The 20,232-nt window shown below is 72.0% G+C and carries 8 protein-coding genes; 2 read left to right on the top strand and 6 right to left on the bottom strand.

What is annotated here, in order from left to right; genetic code table 11:
- The first annotated feature begins 3 nt into the window (after window positions 1–3).
- Together BN159_RS03180 and BN159_RS03185 are read left to right on the top strand one after the other, a co-directional pair.
- Window positions 4–720, top strand: coding sequence for a TioE family transcriptional regulator (locus tag BN159_RS03180; RefSeq protein WP_015655454.1), 717 nt, complete (start codon window positions 4–6; stop codon window positions 718–720).
- Between the two features lie 87 nt (window positions 721–807).
- Window positions 808–1,452, top strand: a complete 645-nt coding sequence (locus BN159_RS03185) for a DNA alkylation repair protein (protein ID WP_197541391.1) — start codon at window positions 808–810, stop codon at window positions 1,450–1,452.
- Here the strand turns inward: BN159_RS03185 and BN159_RS03190 are convergent.
- The 6 genes from BN159_RS03190 to BN159_RS03215 all read right to left on the bottom strand — a co-directional run bounded on the left by BN159_RS03190 (window position 1,418) and on the right by BN159_RS03215 (window position 20,228).
- Complete coding sequence (locus BN159_RS03190; RefSeq protein WP_015655456.1) at window positions 1,418–2,104, bottom strand: HAD family hydrolase; 687 nt, start codon at window positions 2,102–2,104, stop codon at window positions 1,418–1,420. The two genes, BN159_RS03185 and BN159_RS03190, sit on opposite strands and share 35 nt — an antisense overlap.
- A complete protein-coding gene (locus tag BN159_RS03195; protein WP_015655457.1) occupies window positions 2,101–3,360 on the bottom strand; it encodes an MFS transporter in 1,260 nt (419 codons plus the stop codon). Before BN159_RS03195 ends, BN159_RS03190 begins: the two co-directional genes overlap by 4 nt.
- 4 nt (window positions 3,361–3,364) lie before the next feature.
- Window positions 3,365–4,555: a cytochrome P450 gene (locus BN159_RS03200; protein WP_015655458.1), complete on the bottom strand. Its 1,191-nt coding sequence runs from the start codon at window positions 4,553–4,555 to the stop codon at window positions 3,365–3,367.
- 65 nt (window positions 4,556–4,620) lie between these two features.
- Window positions 4,621–13,878, bottom strand: a complete 9,258-nt coding sequence (locus tag BN159_RS03205; protein ID WP_015655459.1) for a non-ribosomal peptide synthetase — start codon at window positions 13,876–13,878, stop codon at window positions 4,621–4,623.
- A gap of 78 nt (window positions 13,879–13,956) precedes the next feature.
- Window positions 13,957–14,691, bottom strand: a complete 735-nt coding sequence (fabG, locus tag BN159_RS03210) for a 3-oxoacyl-ACP reductase FabG (RefSeq protein WP_015655460.1) — start codon at window positions 14,689–14,691, stop codon at window positions 13,957–13,959.
- The gene (locus tag BN159_RS03215; RefSeq protein WP_015655461.1) at window positions 14,688–20,228 is read right to left on the bottom strand and encodes a type I polyketide synthase; all 5,541 of its coding nucleotides are present in this window, start codon (window positions 20,226–20,228) and stop codon (window positions 14,688–14,690) included. The genes fabG and BN159_RS03215 overlap by 4 nt, the downstream gene beginning before the upstream one ends.
- Window positions 20,229–20,232: the final 4 nt, after the last annotated feature.

The raw sequence follows: 20,232 nt of genomic DNA on the forward strand, positions 1-20,232 counted from the left end.
CGAATGGATGGACACAACCTTCAAAGCGGTGAGCGACTGAGGCCCGTTGATCTGGCGCGCGAGCACGGTCTGTCGACGCAGGCGGTCCGCAATTACGAGGAGGCGGGGATCCTTCCGGCCGCCGGTCGCACGCCCAGCGGCTACCGCACCTACACCCCGCTGCACGCGGCTGCCCTGCGTACGTTCCTCGCCCTGGTTCCGGGCCACGGCCATCAGACGGCCACGTCGATCATGCGGGCCGTCAACGAGGGCACGGACGACGAGGCGTTCCGGCAGATCGACGCCGGCCACGCCGAACTCCTCGCCGACCGCCGGACGCTCCAGGCCGTGGAGAACGCGCTGCGGGACCTGGAACCCACCACGTCGGTCGAGACCGGCGCCCTGTTCATCGGCACGCTGGCCCACGAACTCGGCATCCGGCCCGCGACGCTGCGCAAATGGGAGCGGGCCGGGCTGGTGCGCCCCCGCCGCGACCCGCGGACCGGGTACCGGGTCTACGACGAGGCCGACGTACGGGATGCCCGGCTGGCTCACCAGCTCCGGCGCGGCGGATACCTGCTGGAGCAGATCGCGCCGCTGATCACCCAGGTGCGGGCGGCCGGGGGCCTGGAGCCGCTGGAGGCGGCGCTGGAGGACTGGCGCGGGCGGCTGTCCGCCCGGGGCCGGGCGATGCTGCGCGGGGCCGCGGAGCTGGAGACGTATCTGCGCCGGCGTGGCTGAGACCGTCGTAGGGTGAGCCCCGCACGTGAAGGACAGGAGGCTGAGGTGGCCGGGACAACCGTGACCGAGACGACGGTCGCCGAGGTGATGGCCGAGCTGGCCGAGCTCGAGGACCCCAGGATTCACGCCGTGAACGAGAAGCACGGTGACGATCACGGGGTGAACCTCACCAAGCTGCGCGCGGTGGCCAAGCGGCTCAAGACACAGCAGGACCTCGCCTGTCGGCTCTGGGAGACCGGGGACTCCGCCGCGCGGCTGCTGGCCCTGCTGATCTGTCGGCCGAAGGCGTTCGAGCGTGATCAGTTGGACGGCATGCTGCGCGAGGCTCGTTCGCCCAAGGTGCAGGACTGGCTGGTCAACTACGTCGTGAAGAAGAGCCCGCACTGCGAGGAGCTGCGCCTGGCCTGGTTCACCGATCCCGACCCGGTGGTGGCCGGTGCGAGCTGGGCGCTGACCGGCGATCGCGTGGCGAAGAAGCCCGAGGGGCTCGATCTTCCGGGGCTGCTCGACCTCGTCGAGGCGGACATGCGCAGCGCCCCGGATCGTGTCCAGTGGTCGATGAACTACTGCCTTGCCCAGATCGGCATCGGGCACGCCGAGCTGCGGGCGCGCGCCCTTGCCATCGGTGAGCGCCTCGGCGTGTTCGAGGACTACCCGACCTCCCCGGGCTGCACCTCTCCCTACGCACCGGCCTGGATCAACGAGATGGTGCGCCGGAAGGACGAGAAGTAAGGGCCTCGTCGCGCGCGAAGGCCAGGATGTGCGGGACCGCCTCGCTCAGCGTCGTGAAGTGGCGGTGCACTCCCTCCACCGGGGCCGGCGTGTTCACGCCCCACACCGTCATGCCCGCCCTCAGCCCGGACCGCACCCCGGACGGGGCGTCCTCGACGACCAGACAGGATGCCGGGTCGGCGCCCAGGAGTGCGGCCGCCTGGAGGTAGGGGACGGGTGAGGGCTTGCCCTCCGCCACGGCGGCCGCGTCCACGATCACGTCCGGTACCGGCAGACCGGTCCGCGCGAAGCGGCCGCGTACCCGGTGCTCGTAGTTCGAGGTCACCAGGGCCCAGGAGCCCGGGGGCAGGTCGTGCAGGAGGTCGGACGCGCCGCCGAAGGCCTGGTAGTCGCCGGTCCGGACGTCGTCGTCCTCCAGCTCGTGCAGCGCGGCCAGGCACGCGTGCGGATCCTCGTCGGGTGCGACCTGTGCGAACGTCTCCATCGGCCGCGTCCGCAGAGCCACCTGGTAGACCTCGTCCGCGTCCAGGCCGTACCGCTGCGCCCAGGTCGCCCAGACGCGGCGCTGGTTGTGCACCGCGTCCATCAGCGTGCCGTCGACGTCGAAGAGGACATACGTCGTACGGGCCGACGACGCGGGTTCACTGGTCATGTGCTGATCATGTCAGGCGGCGGACAGTCGGTTTCCGGCGGTGTGGCTCTGTCAGGATCACGGCGGGCCAGGTCGAGCAGGATCAGGGCGCACAGGGTGGCGCCGACGGCGACTCCCGCGAGGACCGCGCCGAGCGGGAGGTGTTCGAAGAGGACGCCTGCCGCGGCGTAGGCGACGGGGCTGGCGATGAAGACGGCGGCGCCGAAGACCGGGAGGACGTGGGGGCGCAGATGTTCCGGTGGGCGCAGGGTGAGGAGGGCTACGGCGGGTGCGGTGACCGCGGGGAGGAACATGCAGGCCGCCGCGACCGTCAGGGCGGTGGTGGCGGCGGGTTGGTCCCAGGGCAGCAGCCACAGGACGAGGGCGGCGCCCGCGCCGCCATAGGCCGCGAAGCGGGTCGGTGTGACGCGGCGGGCGAGACGGGCGACGATCACGGTGCCGATGGCGGTGCCGCCGCCCCATGCGGCCAGCAGCAGGCCCGCTATTTCCGGGGCCGCGTCGTAGCGGGCCCTGGCCATGATGGGCAGGGCCAGCAGGACTACGGGCATGAGTGTGCCGTAGCCGAGGGCTGCCAGTGCCATGGTGCGGAGCACCGGGTCGCGGAAGAGGTAGCGCGCGCCCTCGGTCATTCTGTTCGCCGACAGGGGCTCGGGTTTTCGCTCGCGGCGGGGCAGGCCGGTCAGGAGGGCTGCCGAGAGGGCGAAGGTGGCCGCGTCGATCCAGAGGACGTGCAGCGCGCCGACCTTGGCCATCAGCAGACCGGCTGCGGCGGGGCCGACGAAGCGGGCCGATGAGGTGGCCGTCTCGAACAGGGCGTTGCCCGCGGTGACGGCGCCCTCGTCGGAGCCGATGGCCTCGGCCAGCAGCATGCGCTGGGCGGACAGGTAGGCGGATGCCACGCAGCCGATCAGGGCGACGATCACCAGCAGCGCCCAGAACGGGAGCAGGCCCGCGAGATACAGCGTGGGCACCGCCGCCACCAGCACGGTGTCGGCGATGTCGCCGATGATGGTGACGCGACGGGCGCCCCACCGGGCCACCAGCAGCCCGGCGGGCATGCCCAGCAGGGGCACCGGCAGGATCTGGATGACGAACACCAGCCCCATCCGGGCCGGTGAACCGGTCGTCATCAGCACGAACCACGGCAGCGCCAGCGTCGTCATCTGGGTGCCGACCGAGGAGACGAACTCCGCGGCGATGACCCTGCGGAACTGCCAGCTCCGCAGGGGTGGTCGAGGCGCCGGCGCGGTCTTCACAAGGTCACCAGGCCACCGGCAGCTCGTGTACGCCGTAGACGGTCATGTTGGAGCGCATCGGGATCTCGTCCGGCGTCGCCGCGAGGCGCAACTCGGGGAAGCGGCGCAGGAGTTCGGTGTAGCCGATGCGGAGTTCCAGGCGGGCCAGCTGCTGGCCGAGGCACTGGTGGATGCCGTGGCTGAAGGTGAGGTGGCTGAGGGTGCCCTGGGTGACGTCGAGGCGGTCGGGGTCGGTGAACTGCTCCGGGTCGCGGTTGGCGGTGGGGAGGTGGATCAGGACCGTGTCCCCCTTGTGCAGGGTCACTCCGCCGATCTCGACGTCCTCGGTGGGGCTGCGCTGCACGCCCACGTGGACGACGGTGAGGTAGCGGAGCAGTTCCTCGACCGCGCCCTCGATCAGCGACTCGTCGGCGCGCAACAGGGCCATCTGGTCGGGGTTGTTGAGCAGTGCGTAGGTGCCGAGCGAGAGCATGTTGGCGGTGGTCTCGTGTCCGGCGACCAGCAGCAGCAAGGTGGCGCCGATCGCCTCCGGGAGGCTCATGTCCTCGCCGTTGACCAGCACGCTCAGGACGTCGTCGGCGGGCTCGGCCTGCTTGCGCATGAGGAGTTCGCCGGTGAGGCCGACGAGGTCCATCAGCGCCGCCTGCGTCTCCTCCGTGGACAGGTCCAGGCGCAGCAGCTTCGCCGAGTTGCCCTCGAACCGCTCCCGGTCCTCGAACGGCACGCCGAGCAGCTCGCAGATCACCTGCGAGGACACCGGCACCGAGTAGTCCGCGACCAGGTCGGCGGGCGCGCCCTTGCGCAGCATCGCCTCGGCGTACTGCGCGGTGATCTCCTCGATGCGCGGGGTGAGCGCGCGCATCCGGCGCAGGGTGAACTGGCCGGCCAGGAGCTTGCGGAACTTGGTGTGCTCCGGCGGGTCCATGTGCTCGAACAGGCCCGGGATGCCCTCCCCCATGTCCTGCGCGCGGTCGGAGGGGAACGCCAGGTGCTTGTGCGTGGCGGCCGAGCTGAACCGCTTGTCGGAGAGGATCTCCCGGCCGTACTGGTAACTGGTGACGAGCCAGCCCTCGTGGCCGTCGGGGAAGGCCATCCGGCAGATCGGGCCCTCGGCGCGCAGCACCTGGGGCGGGTCGAACGGGCGCTCCCGGAGCGTGGGCAGGCCGTTGGTGATGGGGCAGGTCTTCTCCGTCATGTCTTCCTTCATTTCGCGGTCGGCTTCCTTCGTTTCGCGGTCGGTGGGGCGGGTCGCGTGCGGGATCAGGCCCGGAGGCGGGCGCGCAGTTGGGAGACCGTCAGTTCGGGGTGGCGGGCCACGAGTTCCAGCGCCTTCGGCCACTGGCGCACCAGCGCGCCCATGACGGCCGGTGCGATGCGGTCCGGCGAGTACACCCACAGGCCGCGCAGTTCGCCCTCGACCTCGCGGGCCACCAGGTAGAGGTCGAGGTTGTGCGGCTCGATGGAGAGGACCAGGCCGGGCAGCGGACTCTCGTCGCCGAACTCCACGTCCAGCGGCTCCACCTGGAGTCCTTCCAGGGCCAGTTCGTCGCTGGGTACGCCGAGGAGGTTGAGCATCACGCGCAGGGGCGTCTGGTTGCCGTCGCCGATGACGCCGTCGTGGACGAGGGCGCGCAGCGGCACGTTCTGGTGCGAGTACGCGTCGAGTTCGCCGCGCAGCACCCGCTGGATCAGTTCGCCCACGGTCGGGTCGTCCGCCAGCCGGGTGCGGTTGAGGACGACGTTGATGAACGGTCCGACCATCGACTTGCTCTCCGGGCGTTCACGGCCGGCCAGGGGGTGGCTCACCGCGATGTCGGTCGCGCCCGAGTAGCTGTGCAGCAGCACATGGAACGCCGACATCAGCATCATGAACAGCGTGACGCCCTCGCGGCGGGCGGCGTCCCGCACCGCCCCCATGGCCTCCGCGTCGATCACCACACTGTGGCTGTAGCCCTCGACGAAGTCGTCCAACTGGTGGGCGGGCGCCTCGAAGTCGAGGGTGCGGGCGGCGCCGTCCAGCTCGCCGCGCCAGTGCGCGACATGCTCGTCCAGCGCGCCCGAGGTCAGCAGACCTTGCTCCCACGCCGCGTAGTCCAGGTGCTGCACCATCACGTCGGGGAGCCTCGGCTGCCGAGCCGTGGAGTGGGCCGCGTACAGCTCGGCGAGCTCGCCCGCGATGACCAGGAAGCCCCAGTGGTCGACGAGGATGTGGTGGGCCACGAGGACCAACGCGTGTTCGTCGTCGGAGAGTTGGACGAGCACGCCGCGCACCAGGTTGCCGTCCTCGATGCGGTACGGCACCTGGGTCTGCGCGGTGAGCAGTTCGCGCAGCCTCTCCTGCTGGGCCTCCTGCCCGCGCAGGTCGACCGTGTCGAGCGGCCAGGCGGGCTTGCCGTCGGCGAACTGCACGGTGGCCGAGCCCTGTTGGACATAGCGGGTGCGCAGGATGTCGTGCCGGGCCACGAGGTCGTCCAGGGCGCGGCGCAGGGCCGGGGCGTCGAGTGCGCCGCGCAGGCGCCAGGCGGTGATCACGGCGTGGTGGGCGTGGTTGGGGCCCACCGGCTGGAGCAGGAACTCCAGTTGGCCGAAGGACAGTCCGGTGCCGTTGCCGCGATCGGCCTTGGGGATCGGCGCGTGCAGCAGGTCGGCGGCGTCCGCGGCCGCGGCGCGCTCACTGTCAGAAAGGTCCAGTTCGACGGCTCCGGACTCCACTGCGTGGGCGCAGCGGCCGATGGCACGCAACGCCTCGAACCAGGCGTCCGCCAGCTCGCGTACCTCGTCCTCGGTGAGCAGCGAGGGCGCCCAGCTCCAGTTGGCGACCAGCTGGGGGCCGTCCGGGCCGTCCTGGGTGACGGCGTTGACTTCGAGCGGGTACGGCAGGGGCCGGGCGGCGGTGGCGCCGGGGACGGTGTCGTCCCGCAGCGGGAACCACGGCTTCTCCTCGTCGGTGACCGGGACCCGGCCGAGGTAGTTGAACAGTGCCTGGGGTGTGGGCAGTTCGGCGAGGAGGGGTGCGCTGTCGGGGTCGAGGTGGCGCAGCAGGCCGTAGCCGAGGCCGCGCTCCGGGAGTGCCCTCAGATGGGCGCGGGTGCGGATGACGGCGCCTGCCAGGCCGGGGCCCGCCTCGGTGACCTCGTCCCAGGTGAGGGCGCCGCCGTCGAGGCGGACCGGGTGGACGCCGGTGAACCAGCCCACGGTGCGGGACAGGTCGGCTCCGTCGGCCAGGTGCTCGTGGCGGCCGTGGCTCTCCACGTCCAGGACCACCGGGGCGCTGTCGGTGCCGAGGCGGCGGGCGCGCCAGTGGTCGACGGCGAGTCCGAAGGCAGCGAGCAGGACGTCCTGGATGCCGCTCCGGAGCACCGTGGGCGCCCGGCCGACCAGGGGCGCGGTGTCCTCGGTGGGAAGGGTCAGCGTCAGCCGCCCTTCGGCCCCGGCGATGTCGCGGTCCGCGTCCGGTTCACCGGAGACCAGCGGTGCCGCGTCGCGCAGGACGCCCTGCCACAGCGGCAGTTCGGCGCGGTGCCGGGCGATGCTCTCCTCGGAGGTCAGCCGGGCCGCCCAGCCGCGCAGCGAGGTCACCACCGGCGCGAGGACCGGTTCACGCCCCGCGCTCACGGCGTCCCAGGCGGCGGCGAGGTCGGCGAGCAGGATGCGCCAGGACACGCCGTCCACCGCGAAGTGGTGCACGGCGAGCAGCAGTCGGCCCGCGCGTCCCGCGCCCGCGTCGAACCACACCGGCTGGAGCATCGCGCCCTCGGCGGGGTCGAGCCGCTGTTTGGCCGCGGCCGTCTCCTCGGCGATGAGGTCCCGCGCCGCCCCGTCCGTCAGTGCGCCGATGTCCACGCGGCGCAGAAGGTCCGCGACCCGCACCGAGCCGGGCTCGTCGGCGTGCAGTGACCACTGCCCCTCGGGTCCGGTCACCAGCCGTATGCGCAGCGCGTCGTGCCGGTCGACCACCGCCTGGAGCGCCGCGGTGAGCCGCTCCTCGTCCACGTCGGACGGCAGGCCCACGGTCGCCGACAGATCGAAACCGACCACCGAGCCGCCGAGTTGCCGCTGCCGTTCCACGACGGGCAGCAACGGGATCTCACCGGTGCCGATGTCGGCGACGCCCGCCCCGGTGTCCTCGTCGGCCGGGCGCGCCGCCTGGGCGATGCCCGCCACGGTCTGCTGGGTGAACACGTCCCGGACGGTGAACACGAGCCCTGCCGTGCGGGCCTGGGCGACCAGCTGGGTGGCCTGGATGCTGTCGCCGCCCATGTCGAAGAAGCCGGTGTCCGGGCCGACTTCGGGCACCTGGAGGATCTCGGCGAACACCGTGCACAGGATCCGCTCGGCAGGTGTCGCCGGCTCGCGCGAACCACTGTCCGTGCCCAAGTCGGGCGCGGGCAGGGCGCGGCGGTCGATCTTGCCGTTGGCGGTCATGGGGAACGCGTCGAGCAGGACGACCGCGACCGGCACCATGTACTGCGGCAGCCGCTCGGCGATGTACGCCCGCAGTTCGGCGGGTTCGGCGTGCGCGCCGTCGGCGAGGACGGCGTACCCGACGAGGTCCTTGCCGCCGGAGGGCTTCTCCCGCACGAGTACGGAGGCGTCGGTGACGGCCGGATGCGAGCCGAGGGTCTTCTGGATCTCGCCGGGCTCGATGCGGAAGCCGCGGATCTTGACCTGGTCGTCGGTGCGGCCGAGGTACTCGATCCGTCCGTCGGCGCGGCGCCGGACCAGGTCGCCGGTGCGGTACATCCGCTCCCCGGGTGTGCCGTACGGGCAGGCCACGAACCGCTGTGCGGTCAGGGCGGGTTGCCCGAGGTAGCCGCGGGCCACGCCCCAGCCGGAGAGGTACAGCTCGCCGGGGACGCCGACGGGCACCGGGCGCAGCCGCTCGTCGAGGACGTAGGCACGGGTGTCGTCCATGGGCAGGCCGATGGGCAGGCTGCCGTCGGTGACCTCGCTGATGTCCTGGAGAAGGGCGAACGTCGTCGTCTCCGTCGGCCCGTAGATGTTGTAGAACACGGTGTCCGGGCAGGCGGCCATGGCCTTGGCGAAGACGTCGGGCGCGTGGCTCTCGCCGCCCGACAGCACCTCGCGCAGCCCGGCCAGTGCCGTCGGGTCACGCTCGACGAGCAGGTTGAACAGGGCGGTGGTGAAGAACGCGGCGGTGACGTCGTGCTCGTGCAGGGTGCGCACGAGAACGTCCGGGTCGAGTTCTCCGGCCGGCGCCACGACCACTTCACCGCCGGTGAGCAGCGGTGCCCACAGCTCGTAGGTGGAGGCGTCGAAGGCGATCGGGGAGTGCATGAGCACGCGCGCGTGGTGCCCGCCTTGCCACTGGCGGTCGGCGGCGAGGCTCGCCACGTTCCCGTGGGTGATCGCGACGCCCTTGGGCCGTCCGGTGGAGCCGGAGGTGTACATGACGTAGGCCATGCGGTCGGGCCCACGCTCGGGCGCGTCCAGGGCCGTGACGTCCGTACCGTCGTGAGCGGCCACGTCCAGGACGTGCGTCGCTCCGACGCCGGGGTCCTCCGTCCCGTCCACGAGCAGGACGCTCGCCTTCGTGTCCGCGACGATCATGCGCATGCGGGAGACGGGATAGCGGGCGTCAAGCGGCACATACGCGCCGCCCGCCTTGATCACGGCGAGGATCGCGACGGGCAGCCGCAGCGAGCGGTCCATCAGCAGGCACACCGCGTCCTCGCTGCCGTCGGCACCCACGCCGAGCGCGCGCAGCCGTACGGCGAGCCGGTCCGCGGCCGCGTCGAGTTCGGCGTAGGTCAGCCGTTCCTCGCCGTGGCTGACGGCGACGGCGCCCGGGGTACGGGCCGCCTGCGCCGCGAACAGCTCGGACAGACCGGCCGTGGGCGCCTCGCCGACCTCGCCGTTCCACTCCTCCAACAGACGGTGCCGTTCGGCCGGGGTGAGCAGGTCGAGGTCGCCGACGGGCCGGTCCGGGTCGCCGACCATCGCCAGCAGCACCTGACGCAGTCGGCGGGCCATGGTGCGCACGGTCTCCGGGTCGAAGACATCGGCGTTGTACTCGATGCCGCCCTCGATACCGGCCGGCGCGCCGTCGCCCGCGAGGCGTTCGTGCAGCAGGAACACCAGGTCCATGCGGGCCGTGCCGGTGCCCCGCACCAGGGGCGTGGTCTCGATCCCGGGCAGGTCCAGGGTCTCGTCGGTGCCGGTCTGCCAGGACAGCATGACCTGGACGAGGGGGTGATGGGCCACCGACCGGGTCGGCCGGAGGCTGTCCACGAGGGCCTCGAAGGGGATGTCCTGATGGGCAAGCGCGTCCAACGTGTTCTCCCGCACCGCGGCAAGCAGTTCGCGGAAGGTCTGACCGTCCGACAACCGCGTACGCAGGACGAGGGTGTTGGCGAAGAAGCCGATGAGGTTCTCGGTGGCCTGGTCGTCGCGGCCCGCGCTCGCCACGCCGATGGGGATGTCCGCGCCGGCGCCGAGGCGGCCGAGGAGCACCGCGAGGGCCGCGTCGAGGACCATGAAGAGGCTGACGTCGCAGTCGCGTGCCAGGCGGGCCAGGCCCAGGTGGAGGTCCGCCTCCCAGCGGAAGGTGAGGGTGTCGCCGTCGTGGGACGCCTCGGCGGGGTGGGGCCGGTCGACGGGGAGGGCGAGCCGCTCCGGCAGGTCGTCCAACGCGTCGCGCCAGTGGTCCAGTTGACGCGACCAGACACTGGCCGGGTCGTCCTGCGCGCCGAGGTACCCCTGCTGCCACAGGGTGTAGTCGGCGTACTGCACGGGCAGCGGCGCCCATGCCGGTGCCCGGTCCTCCAGGCGGGCCCGGTAGGCGGTCGCCAGGTCGTGCCGCAGCGGTGCCAGGGACCAGCCGTCGGCCGCGATGTGATGGACGACGACGGCCAGCACATGCGTGTCGGCGCCGAGCGTGAACAGCTCGGCGTGCAGCGGGGGTTCGGACCTCAGGTCGAAGGCGTGCCGGACTGCGGCGCCCACGGCGGCGTCGAGGCCCGCCTCGTCCACGTCGGTGACCGGGAGCGCGGGGCACGCCTGACCCGGGTCGAGGATGTGCTGGTACGCCGTCGCGCCGGTGTCCGGGAAGACGGTGCGCAGCGCCTCGTGGCGGCTGACGACGTCGGCGAGCGCGGCGCGCAGGCAGTCGACGTCCAGCGCACCGGTCAGCCGCAGCACCAAGGGGAGGTTGTACGTGGGTGAGGGGCCCTCCATCTGGTGCAGGAACCACAGCCGTCGCTGGGCGAAGGACAGCGGCAGCGGGTCGGGGCGGGTCTGCGGAGTCAGGGCGGGCCGCTCGTCGCCGCCGCCCTGCCGCAGCAGTTCGGCGAGACCGGCCACGGTCTGCCGCTCGAAGAGGGCCCGCACCGGCACCTCGGTGCCGAGCGCGGCGCGGATCCGCGCCGTCAGCCGGGTGGCGAGCAGCGAGTGCCCGCCCAGGGCGAAGAAGCTGTCGTCGATGCCCACCCTGGACACGTTCAGCACCTGGGCGAACAGCTCGCACAGGGTCTTCTCCTCGGCGTCGCGGGGCGCGACGTACGCCGTGGCCGCGCGGGTCCCCTGGCCCGGCTCGGGGGCAGGCAGTGCGCCTCGGTCGGTCTTTCCGCCCGGGGTGCGGGGCAGCGCGTCGAGGAACACGAACGCGGACGGCACCATGTAGTCGGGGAGCTTGTCGGAGAGCGCGGCCCGCAGTCGGCGGCGCAGGTCGTCGGTGGTGCCCGCCTCCGGGTCCGGTACCGCGTAGGCGACCAGGCGCCGGTCGCCCGGCTGGTCCTCGCGCACCACGACGACCGAGTCGCGGATGTACTCCTGCCACATCAGCACCGACTCGATCTCGCCGAGTTCGATCCGGTAACCGCGCAGTTTGACCTGGTGGTCGAGGCGGCCGAGGTAGTCGACGGTCCCGTCCACCCGGCGCCGTACCAGGTCGCCGGTGCGATAGAGCCGGTCGGCGAGGTCCGACTCGAAGGGGTTGGCGATGAACTGCTTCGCCGTCAGGTCCGGCCGGTCGAGGTAGCCCCGGGCCAGTCCGGCGCCGCCGATGCACAGTTCACCGGGGACGCCGGGCGGCACCGGACGGCCCTCGGGGTCGAGGATGTGCACCTCGGTGTTGGCGATCGGCCGGCCGATGGTGATGGTGTCGTCGGTGATCCGGGTGCCCAGCGAGTAGATGGTGGTCTCGCTGGGGCCGTACATGTTCCACAGGTCCACGCCCTTGGCCAGCAGTCGGCGCGCCAGGTCGGGCGGCAGGGCCTCGCCGCAGATCAGGCCGCGCAGTCCGGGGCGGCCGGGCCAGCCCGCGTCGAGCAGCATCCGCCAGGTGGACGGGGTCGCCTGCATCATGGTCGCGCCGGTGGCGGCCATCTCGTCGGCCAACAGCTTGCCGTCGGTGGCCACTTCGCGGGTGGCGAGCACCACGCGGGCGCCCTCGACGAGCGGCAGCAGCAGCTCCAGGGTGGCGATGTCGAAGGAGAGCGTGGTGACGGCGAGCAGACTGTCGCCGGCGTCGATGCCGGGCCACTGCTTCATCGCCCAGAACAGGTTGCGCAGGGCGCGGTGCGGCAGTTGGACGCCCTTGGGGCGGCCGGTGGAGCCCGAGGTGTAGATGATGTACGCGAGGTCCTCGGGTGCCACCGGCTCGTCGAGGGCCACGGCGGACTCGGCGGCGATCTCCTCGCGGAGTTCGTCCACGCACAGCGCCGTCGCCCGGGACGCGGGCAGGTTCGGCGCCACCGAACTCTGGGTGATCATCACGGGCAGCCCGGAGTCCTCGATCATGAACGCCATGCGGTCCTCGGGCAGTTTCGGGTCGACGGGCACATAGGCGCCGCCAGCCTTCAGCACCGCCAGTACCGCGACGACCATGTCGAGCGAGCGCTCCAGGCAGACCCCGACCGGCACGTCCCGCCCGACGCCGAGCAGCTTCAGCCTGCGGGCGAGCTGGTTCGCGGAGGCGTCGAGGTGGGCGTAAGTGAGCGTCTCCCCCTGGCAGTACACCGCTTCCGCGTCCGGGCGCAGGGCCGCCTGCTGCTCGACGCGCCGGTGGGTGAGCAGCTCGTCGGGCCACTCGGCGCGGGTGTCCTCCCGCTCCCGGTGCTGTGCCTCCTCCTCGGCCTCGGTCATCAACGGGACGTCCAGGACGGACTGTTCGGGGTCGGCGAGGAGGTTGTCCAGGAGCACCTTCAGGTGGCCGCTCATACGGTCGACGGTGGCCGCGTCGAACAGCTCGGTGTTGTACTCGAACCAGCCGCTCAGCTCCTCGCCCCGCTCGAACACCTGGAGTTCGAGGTCGAAGCGCGCGGTGGAGCTCGCCACCTCCAGCAGCTCGAAGCGCAGCCCGGCGACGTCGAACTCGGGCACCGGGATGTTCTGGAACACGAACGACACCTGGAAGACCGGCGAGCGCGACAGGTCCCGTTCCGGAGACAGCTCTTCCACCAGCCGCTCGAAGGGAACGTCCTGATGGGCGAAGGCGTCGAGGGCCGACTGGCGCACCCGGCCGAGCAGTTCGGTGAAGGTGGGGTTGCCGGAGACGTCGTTGCGGATCGCGAGGGTGTTGACGAAGTACCCGATGAGCGGCTCGACCTGGGACTGTCCCCGGTTGGCCACCGGCACGCCGACGACGACGTCCTCCTGCCTGCTGTAGCGGTGCAGCAGGACGACGTAGGCGGCGAGCAGCGTCATGAACGGGGTGACACCGCTGCGGCGGCTCAGTTCGCGCACGCCGTTCATCACCGGGGCCGGGAGGTGGAAGGGCCGCGAGCCGCCGGCGCTGGTCAGCACGGCGGGTCGGGGCCGGTCGGTGGGCAGTTCGAGGACGGGCGTGGCGCCCTCCAGTGTCGTGCGCCAGTGCTCCAGCTCGGCCGCGAAACCGTCGCCCGCCAGCTTCTTGCGCTGCCAGGCCGCGTAGTCGGCGTACTGGACGGGCAGTGGGGGCAGTTCGGCCGGGGTGCCGGTGAGGTGGCCCTGGTAGAGCGCGATCAGCTCGCCGAAGAGCACGGACGTCGACCACAGGTCGGCGACGATGTGGTGCATGGTGAGCAGCAGGACGTGCTCGTCGTCGGCCAGGCGCAGGAACTTCATCCGCATCAGCGGGCCGGTGCCGAGGTCGAAGGGCCGGGCGAACTCCTGCCGGGCCAACTCCACGATGCCCGGCTCCCCTTCGGATCCGCGCAGGTGCCCGCACTCCACGACGGTCAGCTCCAGCTCGCCCGAGTCGTGGACGACCTGCACGGGCTCGCCGTCGACCTCGTCGAAGGTGGTGCGCAGGGACTCGTGCCTGCGGACGATCTCGGCGAGGCTGCGGCGCCACAGCTCCACGTCGAGCGGTCCGTGCACGCGCGCCGCCGCCGGGATGTTGTAGGCGGCGCCGCCCGGGTCGAGCTGCTCCAGGAACCACATGCGCTGCTGGGGGAACGACGCGGCGAAGCGCCGCCTGCGCGCCGGGGCCCGCCCCTCGCCCGCCCGCCGCAGTCGCTCCGCCAGCAACACGCGCTTCTGCTCCGGTGTGAGGCCGGTCAGGTCGATGTCGGTCATGCGTCGTTCTCCTGCTCGTCGGTCTCGGCGGCGGACGCCGCGCCGGTTGCTCGGGTTGGTCCCTGACTGGGGGCGGGGTCAGCCCATGCCGCCGTCGATCCGGAAAGTGCCTCCGGTGATGTATCCGGCGCGGTCCGACACCAGGAAGGAGACGAGGTCGGCGACCTCCTCCGGGCGGCCGAACCGGCCGAGCGCGATGCGCCGCGCGAATTCGTCCCGCACGTTCTCGGGCAGGGCGAGCACCGGATCGGTGGTGATGAACCCGGGTGCCACCACGTTCGCGCGGATCCCGTAACGGCCCACCTCACGCGCCAGTGAGCGGGTGAAGCCGATGATCCCCGCCTTGGAGGCGGCGTAGTTGGTCTGGCCGGGGTTGCCGTGCAGTCCGGCTACGGAGGACAGGGCGACGATCACGCCCCGGCGGCGCCTGACCATGCCTTCGATGGCGGAGCGGCAGACGTGATAGACGCCGTCGAGATTGGTGCGCAGTACGTCGTGCCAGTCGTCGTCCTCCATCACGGTCAGCGGGTTGTCCCGCAGCACCGCGGCCGAGGCCACGACCGCGTCGAGCGGGCCGAGCGTGTTCTCGGCCTCCTCGACCAGTTCGTCCACGGCTGCCGGGTCGGAGACGTCGGCGCGGCGGACGCAGGTGCGCCGGCCGAGTCCGCCGATCTCCTTCTCCAGCTCGCGGGCGGCGTCGTCGCGGGAGGCGTAGCACAGCGCGATGTCGAAGCCATCCTTGGCCAGTCGTACGGCGATGGCCCGCCCGATGCCGCGGGAGGCACCGGTGACCAGGGCGACCGGGGCGCTCATGAGTGCCCTCCCTCGGCGGCCAGGAGGGCCCGGAGCTGGGCGTCGACTTCCTCGTCGGAGAGGTCGTCCAGCGATTCCGGTTCGGCGCGATCGTATTCAGTGCGGTCGATGACCTCGATGGTGTCCTCGGGTGCCGGTGCGCCAGGACCGGCGGTCAGCAGGGTGACCGTGTGGGCGACGGTGGGGCGCTCGAAGAACGCCCGCAGGTCAAGGTCCACACCGAGCAGGTCCTTGATCCGGGCGCCGATGCGGACCGCGGCCAGCGAGTGCCCGCCGAGGGCGAAGAAGTCGTCGTCGACGCCGACCTGTTCGAGGCCGAGGATGTCGCGCCAGACACCGGCGACGGTCTCTTCCCGCTCGGTGCGCGGTGCGACGTAAGGCGTGTCCAGGTCGGGACGCGGGTGGGCACCTCCGGGCGGCGCGAACTGCTCCATCTCCCGGGCCAGCAGCTCAGGGGTCAGCGAGCGGGCCAGCTCACGCAGCTCCGTCACGTCGCGGTGGCAGACCAGCAGGTGACCGGGCCGGTCCGAAGCGGCGAGGAGACGGCCGAAGGCCTCCTGGCCCTGACGCTCGCTGATGCCCTCACCGAGAACGCGCACCACACCGCCGGAGGTGTCGGGCTCGTCGGCCGCCGATGTCCGGATGATCTGCTCGCGCAGCCCTTCCAGGTCGTTGATCCGCTTGATGGTGAAGTCCGTGATCTCGACCAGTACCCGGCCCTGCGGATCGAGGACCTCGAAGTCGCAGGTCATGGTCTCGCCGCTGGCGTCGGTCGTTTCCTTGAGCCGGGCGTGGCAGTGCACGGTCGAGGTCAGGCCGTGGTGGACGCGCAGGCGGCGGTAGCTGAAGGGCAGGTAGTAGGTGTCGGTGGCGTACACCCGGGCGGTGCCGCCGACGGCGTCGAGCAGCGCGGGGTGCAGCTGATGGTCGTCGAGGTCCGCCGCGTACTCCGGGCCCAGCTGGAGAGTGGCCAACAGCTGCCCCGGCCCGACCTCGATGCGGCGCATGCAGTCCCAGCGGGGGCCGAACGAGAACTCGATCGGGCCGCCGCGCTGGAACCGGTCGAGCCGCAGGCCCTCGGTGATGGTCTCGGGGGTGTCCAGGACGTGGGTGACACCGCAATCGGCCCTGAGCACGGCCAGATCGCGCACGATTCCGGACTCGGCCTCGGCGAAGTCGAGGGACCCCAGAGCGTGGTCCGTCCACACCCCCGCCCCGCTCCGGCTGCGCACCGAGAACCGCCACCGGCCGTCGCTCTCCTCGACGGTGGTGAAGACCTCACGTGTCTGCCCGTCGGGGACGACGACGGGCGTGAGGTACTGCACGTCCGCGATCTCGATCACGCGTCCCTCGGCCTGCTCGGCGCCGGCGGCCCGGACGAGTTCCAGGTAGGCGGTGCCGGGCACGAGCCCGTGGCCCATGATCCGGTGGTCGTCGACGATCCAGTGGTCGGCGGTGCTGAACGTGGTGGAGTACGTCCGTGACCGCGGGCCCGTGTGGACCAGGCGCTGGAGCAGGGGGTGCCCGGTCGGGGTGCCGCCCGCGCCAAGTCGGTCCGAAAGGCCGGCGGCCATGCCGGTCTCGCGCCAGGTGTCCCAGCCCACGGCGGTGACCGGGGTGTCGCTCACCTGCCGCTTCCACTGGGCGAACGCGTCCAGGAAGGCGTTGGCGGCGGCGTAGTCGCTCTGGCCGGGGCCGCCGAACAGGGCGGTGACGGAGGAGCAGAGGAGCATGAAGTCCAGCCGGTCGTCGCGGCAGACGCGGTCCAGCACCAGCGTGCCGAGCGTCTTGGCGGCGAGGACGTCGTCGGCCTCGGCACGGGACTTGGTGAGGATCATGCCCTGCGACGGCCGTCCCGCCGCGTGCACGACGCCATGCAGGGCGCCCGCCAAGTCCCTTACGCGCTGCGCCGCTTCGGCGGTCTGTGCCTCGTCGGTGGCGTCGGCCCGCAGTACGACGACCCGGGCGCCCTGCTCGGCCAGGAGCCGCAGCCGCCGGATGCGGACGCTGACCGGGTCCCGCTGGTCGTGTTCGGCGAGCCAGGTGTCCCAGGCGTCCTCGCCGGGGAACTCCGAGCGGCCGAGGAGGCCGAGCACGGGCCGGTTCACGGTGCGGGCGATGTGTTCGGCCATCGCCAGGCCGAGACCGCCCAGGCCACCGGTGATCAGGTATCCGCCGCCGTCGCGCAGGCCGGTGCGGTCGGCGTCGCCCAGCGGCACCTGGTCGAAGGCGCGACGCCACCAGTGCCGTCCACGCAGAGCGAGTTCGGGCTCGTCGGCCGGTGCGGCGAGCAGAGCCCGGACCAGGCGGTCGTCGGAGGCCACGCCGGTGATATCGAGAACACGGCAGGTGATGCCGGGGATCTCCTGCGGGATGACCGTGCACGGACCCAGCAGGGTGGCGTTCTCCGGATGCAGCGCTTCGTCGCCGGTCACGGCGAACACACCGCGGCACAGGACGTCCAGCCGCACCGGCGGCGTGGGGCGTACTTCGGCGAGGGCCTGTGCGAGGGCGAGCAGGCTGTCGAAGCCCAACCGCCGTGCCTGGTCGAGCTGTTGCTCGGTCGGTGGGCCGTCGTCCGGGTCGGTTTCCGTGCTCCACAGATGCACCAGCCGAACCGAGCCCGCCTCCGTGACGGCCGGGGACCGCAGGAGTTCGGCGAGTTGCTCACGGTCTGCCGGACCGACCTCGGCCTTGACGGGGACGACCCGCTCGCCCTCGGTCGTCAGCCGTGCCGCTAGGGCACGCCCCAGGGGCAGCTCGGCCCCGAGCAGCACCCAGACGGCTCCGGCCCCGCCGCTCTGCGCTTCTGATGTGAAGGGCATGCGGGTCCAGCCTGGGGCGGCGAACCAGTCGGCCACCGAGGTCTCCTGACGGACCGGTGTCCGCCGCCCCGGCTCGGGCTCCACCCAGAAGCGCCGCCGCTGGAAGGCGTACCCGGGCAGGCGCACCGGGCGGCGGTGCTCCTCCGTGTGGAAGGCCGCCCAGTCCACGTCCACCCCGGCGTTCCACAGCGTGCCCAGGTTGGTGAGCAGGTGGGTGACCTCGTCGGTTCGGTCGCCGGGGTGCGGGAGCGAGCCGGTGACGGTCCGGCCGGTGGTCCAAGCGCTGTGGGCACGGGCGAAGTTGGCCAGGGTCTGGCCGGGGCCGACCTCCAGGGGCACCAGCGCCGGGTCGGCGAGCAGGACGTCGAGGGCGTCACGGAAGCGGACGGGCCGGCGCAGGTGGGTGCCCCAGTACTCGGGGCTGGTGGCCTGCTCGTCGGTGATCCAGGTGCCGGTGACGTTGGAGAGGAAGGGGATCCGGGGGGCGTTGAGGGTGACCGCCCGTACCTCGTCGGTGAAGGGCGCGACGGCGTCGGTCATGTCTTGCGAGTGGAAGGCGTGCGAGGTGTGCAGTCTCCGGCAGGTGACGGAGGCCGCTTTCAGCCGTGCCTCCAGGGCGTCGATCGCCTGTTCGCCGCCCGACACCACGGTCAGGGCGGTGGAGTTGACGGCTGCGATCGACAGCCCCTCCCCCAGCCACGCGGTCGTCTCGTCCTCGGGCAGGAACACCGACAGCATGGCGCCCTCCGGCATCGCCTGCGCCAGCCGTCCGCGGGCGGCGACCAGACGCACCGCGTCCGGCAGGGAGAACACCCCGGCGACGGTGGCGGCGACGAACTCACCGATGCTGTGCCCCGCCATGGCCCGGGGTGTCACACCCCAGAAGTCCCAGAGCCGGGCAAGGGCGTACTCGACACAGAAGAGGCCGGCCTGGGCGAACTCGGTACGGGTGAGCCGCTCCGAGCCGTCCGGCGCGAAGACCAGGGCACGCGGGTCCTGGCCCAGGTGCTCGGTGAACAACTCGGCGCACCGGTCGAACTCCGCGGCGAACACCGCTTCCTGGTCGTACAGTTCGCGCCCCATGCCGACGTACTGCGCCCCCTGGCCGGGGAACAGGAAGGCGACCGGGGCACGCTCACCGGCCACCACCCCGGACCCGATGGAGCGCAGTGCCGCCACGACGTCCTTCGCCCCGACTCCCACCGCGGTGGCACGGTGCCCGAAGGGCCGCCTGCGGCACGCCAGGGTGTACGCCGCGTCGTCGAGGTCGGTGTCCGGGTGGCGTTCGAGGTGGTCGGCCAGGCGGCGCGCGTTGTCGCTCAGCGCCTGCGGAGTCTTCCCGGACAGCGCGAGCACCCGCACCGGACGGCCGGGCCCCGAGGGCGCGGCAGGGTCGGGCGCCTCCTCCAGGACGACGTGCACATTGGTGCCGCCGATCCCGAAGGAGCTGACACCCGCCCGACGCGGCCCGTCCGCGCGCGGCCACGGCCGTAGCTCGGTGTTGACGTAGAACGGGCTGGAGTCCAGGGCGAGTTCGGGGTTCGGCGTCTGGCAGTGCAGGGTCGGCGGGATGGCCCGGTGCTTGAGGGCGAGGACGGCCTTGATCAGGCTGGTGACTCCGGCCGCGGCATCGAGGTGGCCGACGTTGCTCTTCACCGAGCCGATGGCGCAGTAGCCCCGCTCGTCGGTTCCGTCGCGGAACGCCCGGGTGAGGGCGGCGAGTTCGATGGGGTCGCCGAGCGGGGTGCCGGTGCCGTGGGTCTCGACGTAGCCGACGGTCGCCGGGTCCACGTCGGCCAGGGCCAGCGCCTCGGCGATCACCTCGGCCTGGCCGTCGACGGAGGGCGCGGTGTAACCGGCCTTCAGGGAGCCGTCGTTGTTGACGGCACTGGCCAGGATGACGGCGTCGACGGTGTCCCCGCCTTCGCGTGCCTCGGCGAGCCGGCGCAGCACCACCACTCCGGCGCCGTTGCCGGGAACGGTGCCGGAGGCCTCGGCGTCGAAGGCGCGGCAGTGCCCGTCGGAGGAGAGGATGCCGCCGGTCTCGTACTGATAGCCGCCGCGCAGAGGCGAGGACACCGCGACCCCGCCGGCGAGGGCGATGTCGCACTCGCCGTTCAGCAGGCTCTGGCAGGCCAGGTGCACGGCGGTCAGCGAGGTGGAGCAAGCGGTCTGGACAGTGACGCCGGGGCCCTTGAGGCCGAGCTTGTACGAGGTCCGGGTCGCCAGGAAGTCCTTGTCGCCGGCGAGCAGGACCTGGTACATGCCGACCGCGTCCAGGACGGGCTGGTTGTTCATCAGGTTGAGCACCAGGTACGAGTTGAAGCCCGCCCCGGCGAAGACACCGATGCGGCCCTCGAAGCGCTGGGGGTCGACTCCGGCCGACTCCAGGGCCTGCCAGGCGCACTCGAGGAAGACCCGGTGCTGCGGGTCCATGATCTCCGCCTCGCGGGGGCTGTAGCCGAAGAAGCCCTCGTCGAACAGGTCGGCGTCCGCGAGGAACCCCTTGGCCCGGATGTAGTCGTCCCGCTCCAGCAGGGCGGGGTCCACACCGGTCAACTCGTCGTCGGTGAAGGCGGTGATGCCTTCCCGGCCCTCTTCGAGGTGGGACCAGAACGTCTCGATGTCCGGGGAGCCCGGGAAGCGGCCCGCCATGCCGATGACGGCCACCCGCTCGAGGTCGCGTTCCTGGTCGTGCTGAGGCTCTGACACGTGG

It is taken from the genome of Streptomyces davaonensis JCM 4913, from assembly GCF_000349325.1.
Classification (GTDB): domain Bacteria; phylum Actinomycetota; class Actinomycetes; order Streptomycetales; family Streptomycetaceae; genus Streptomyces; species Streptomyces davaonensis.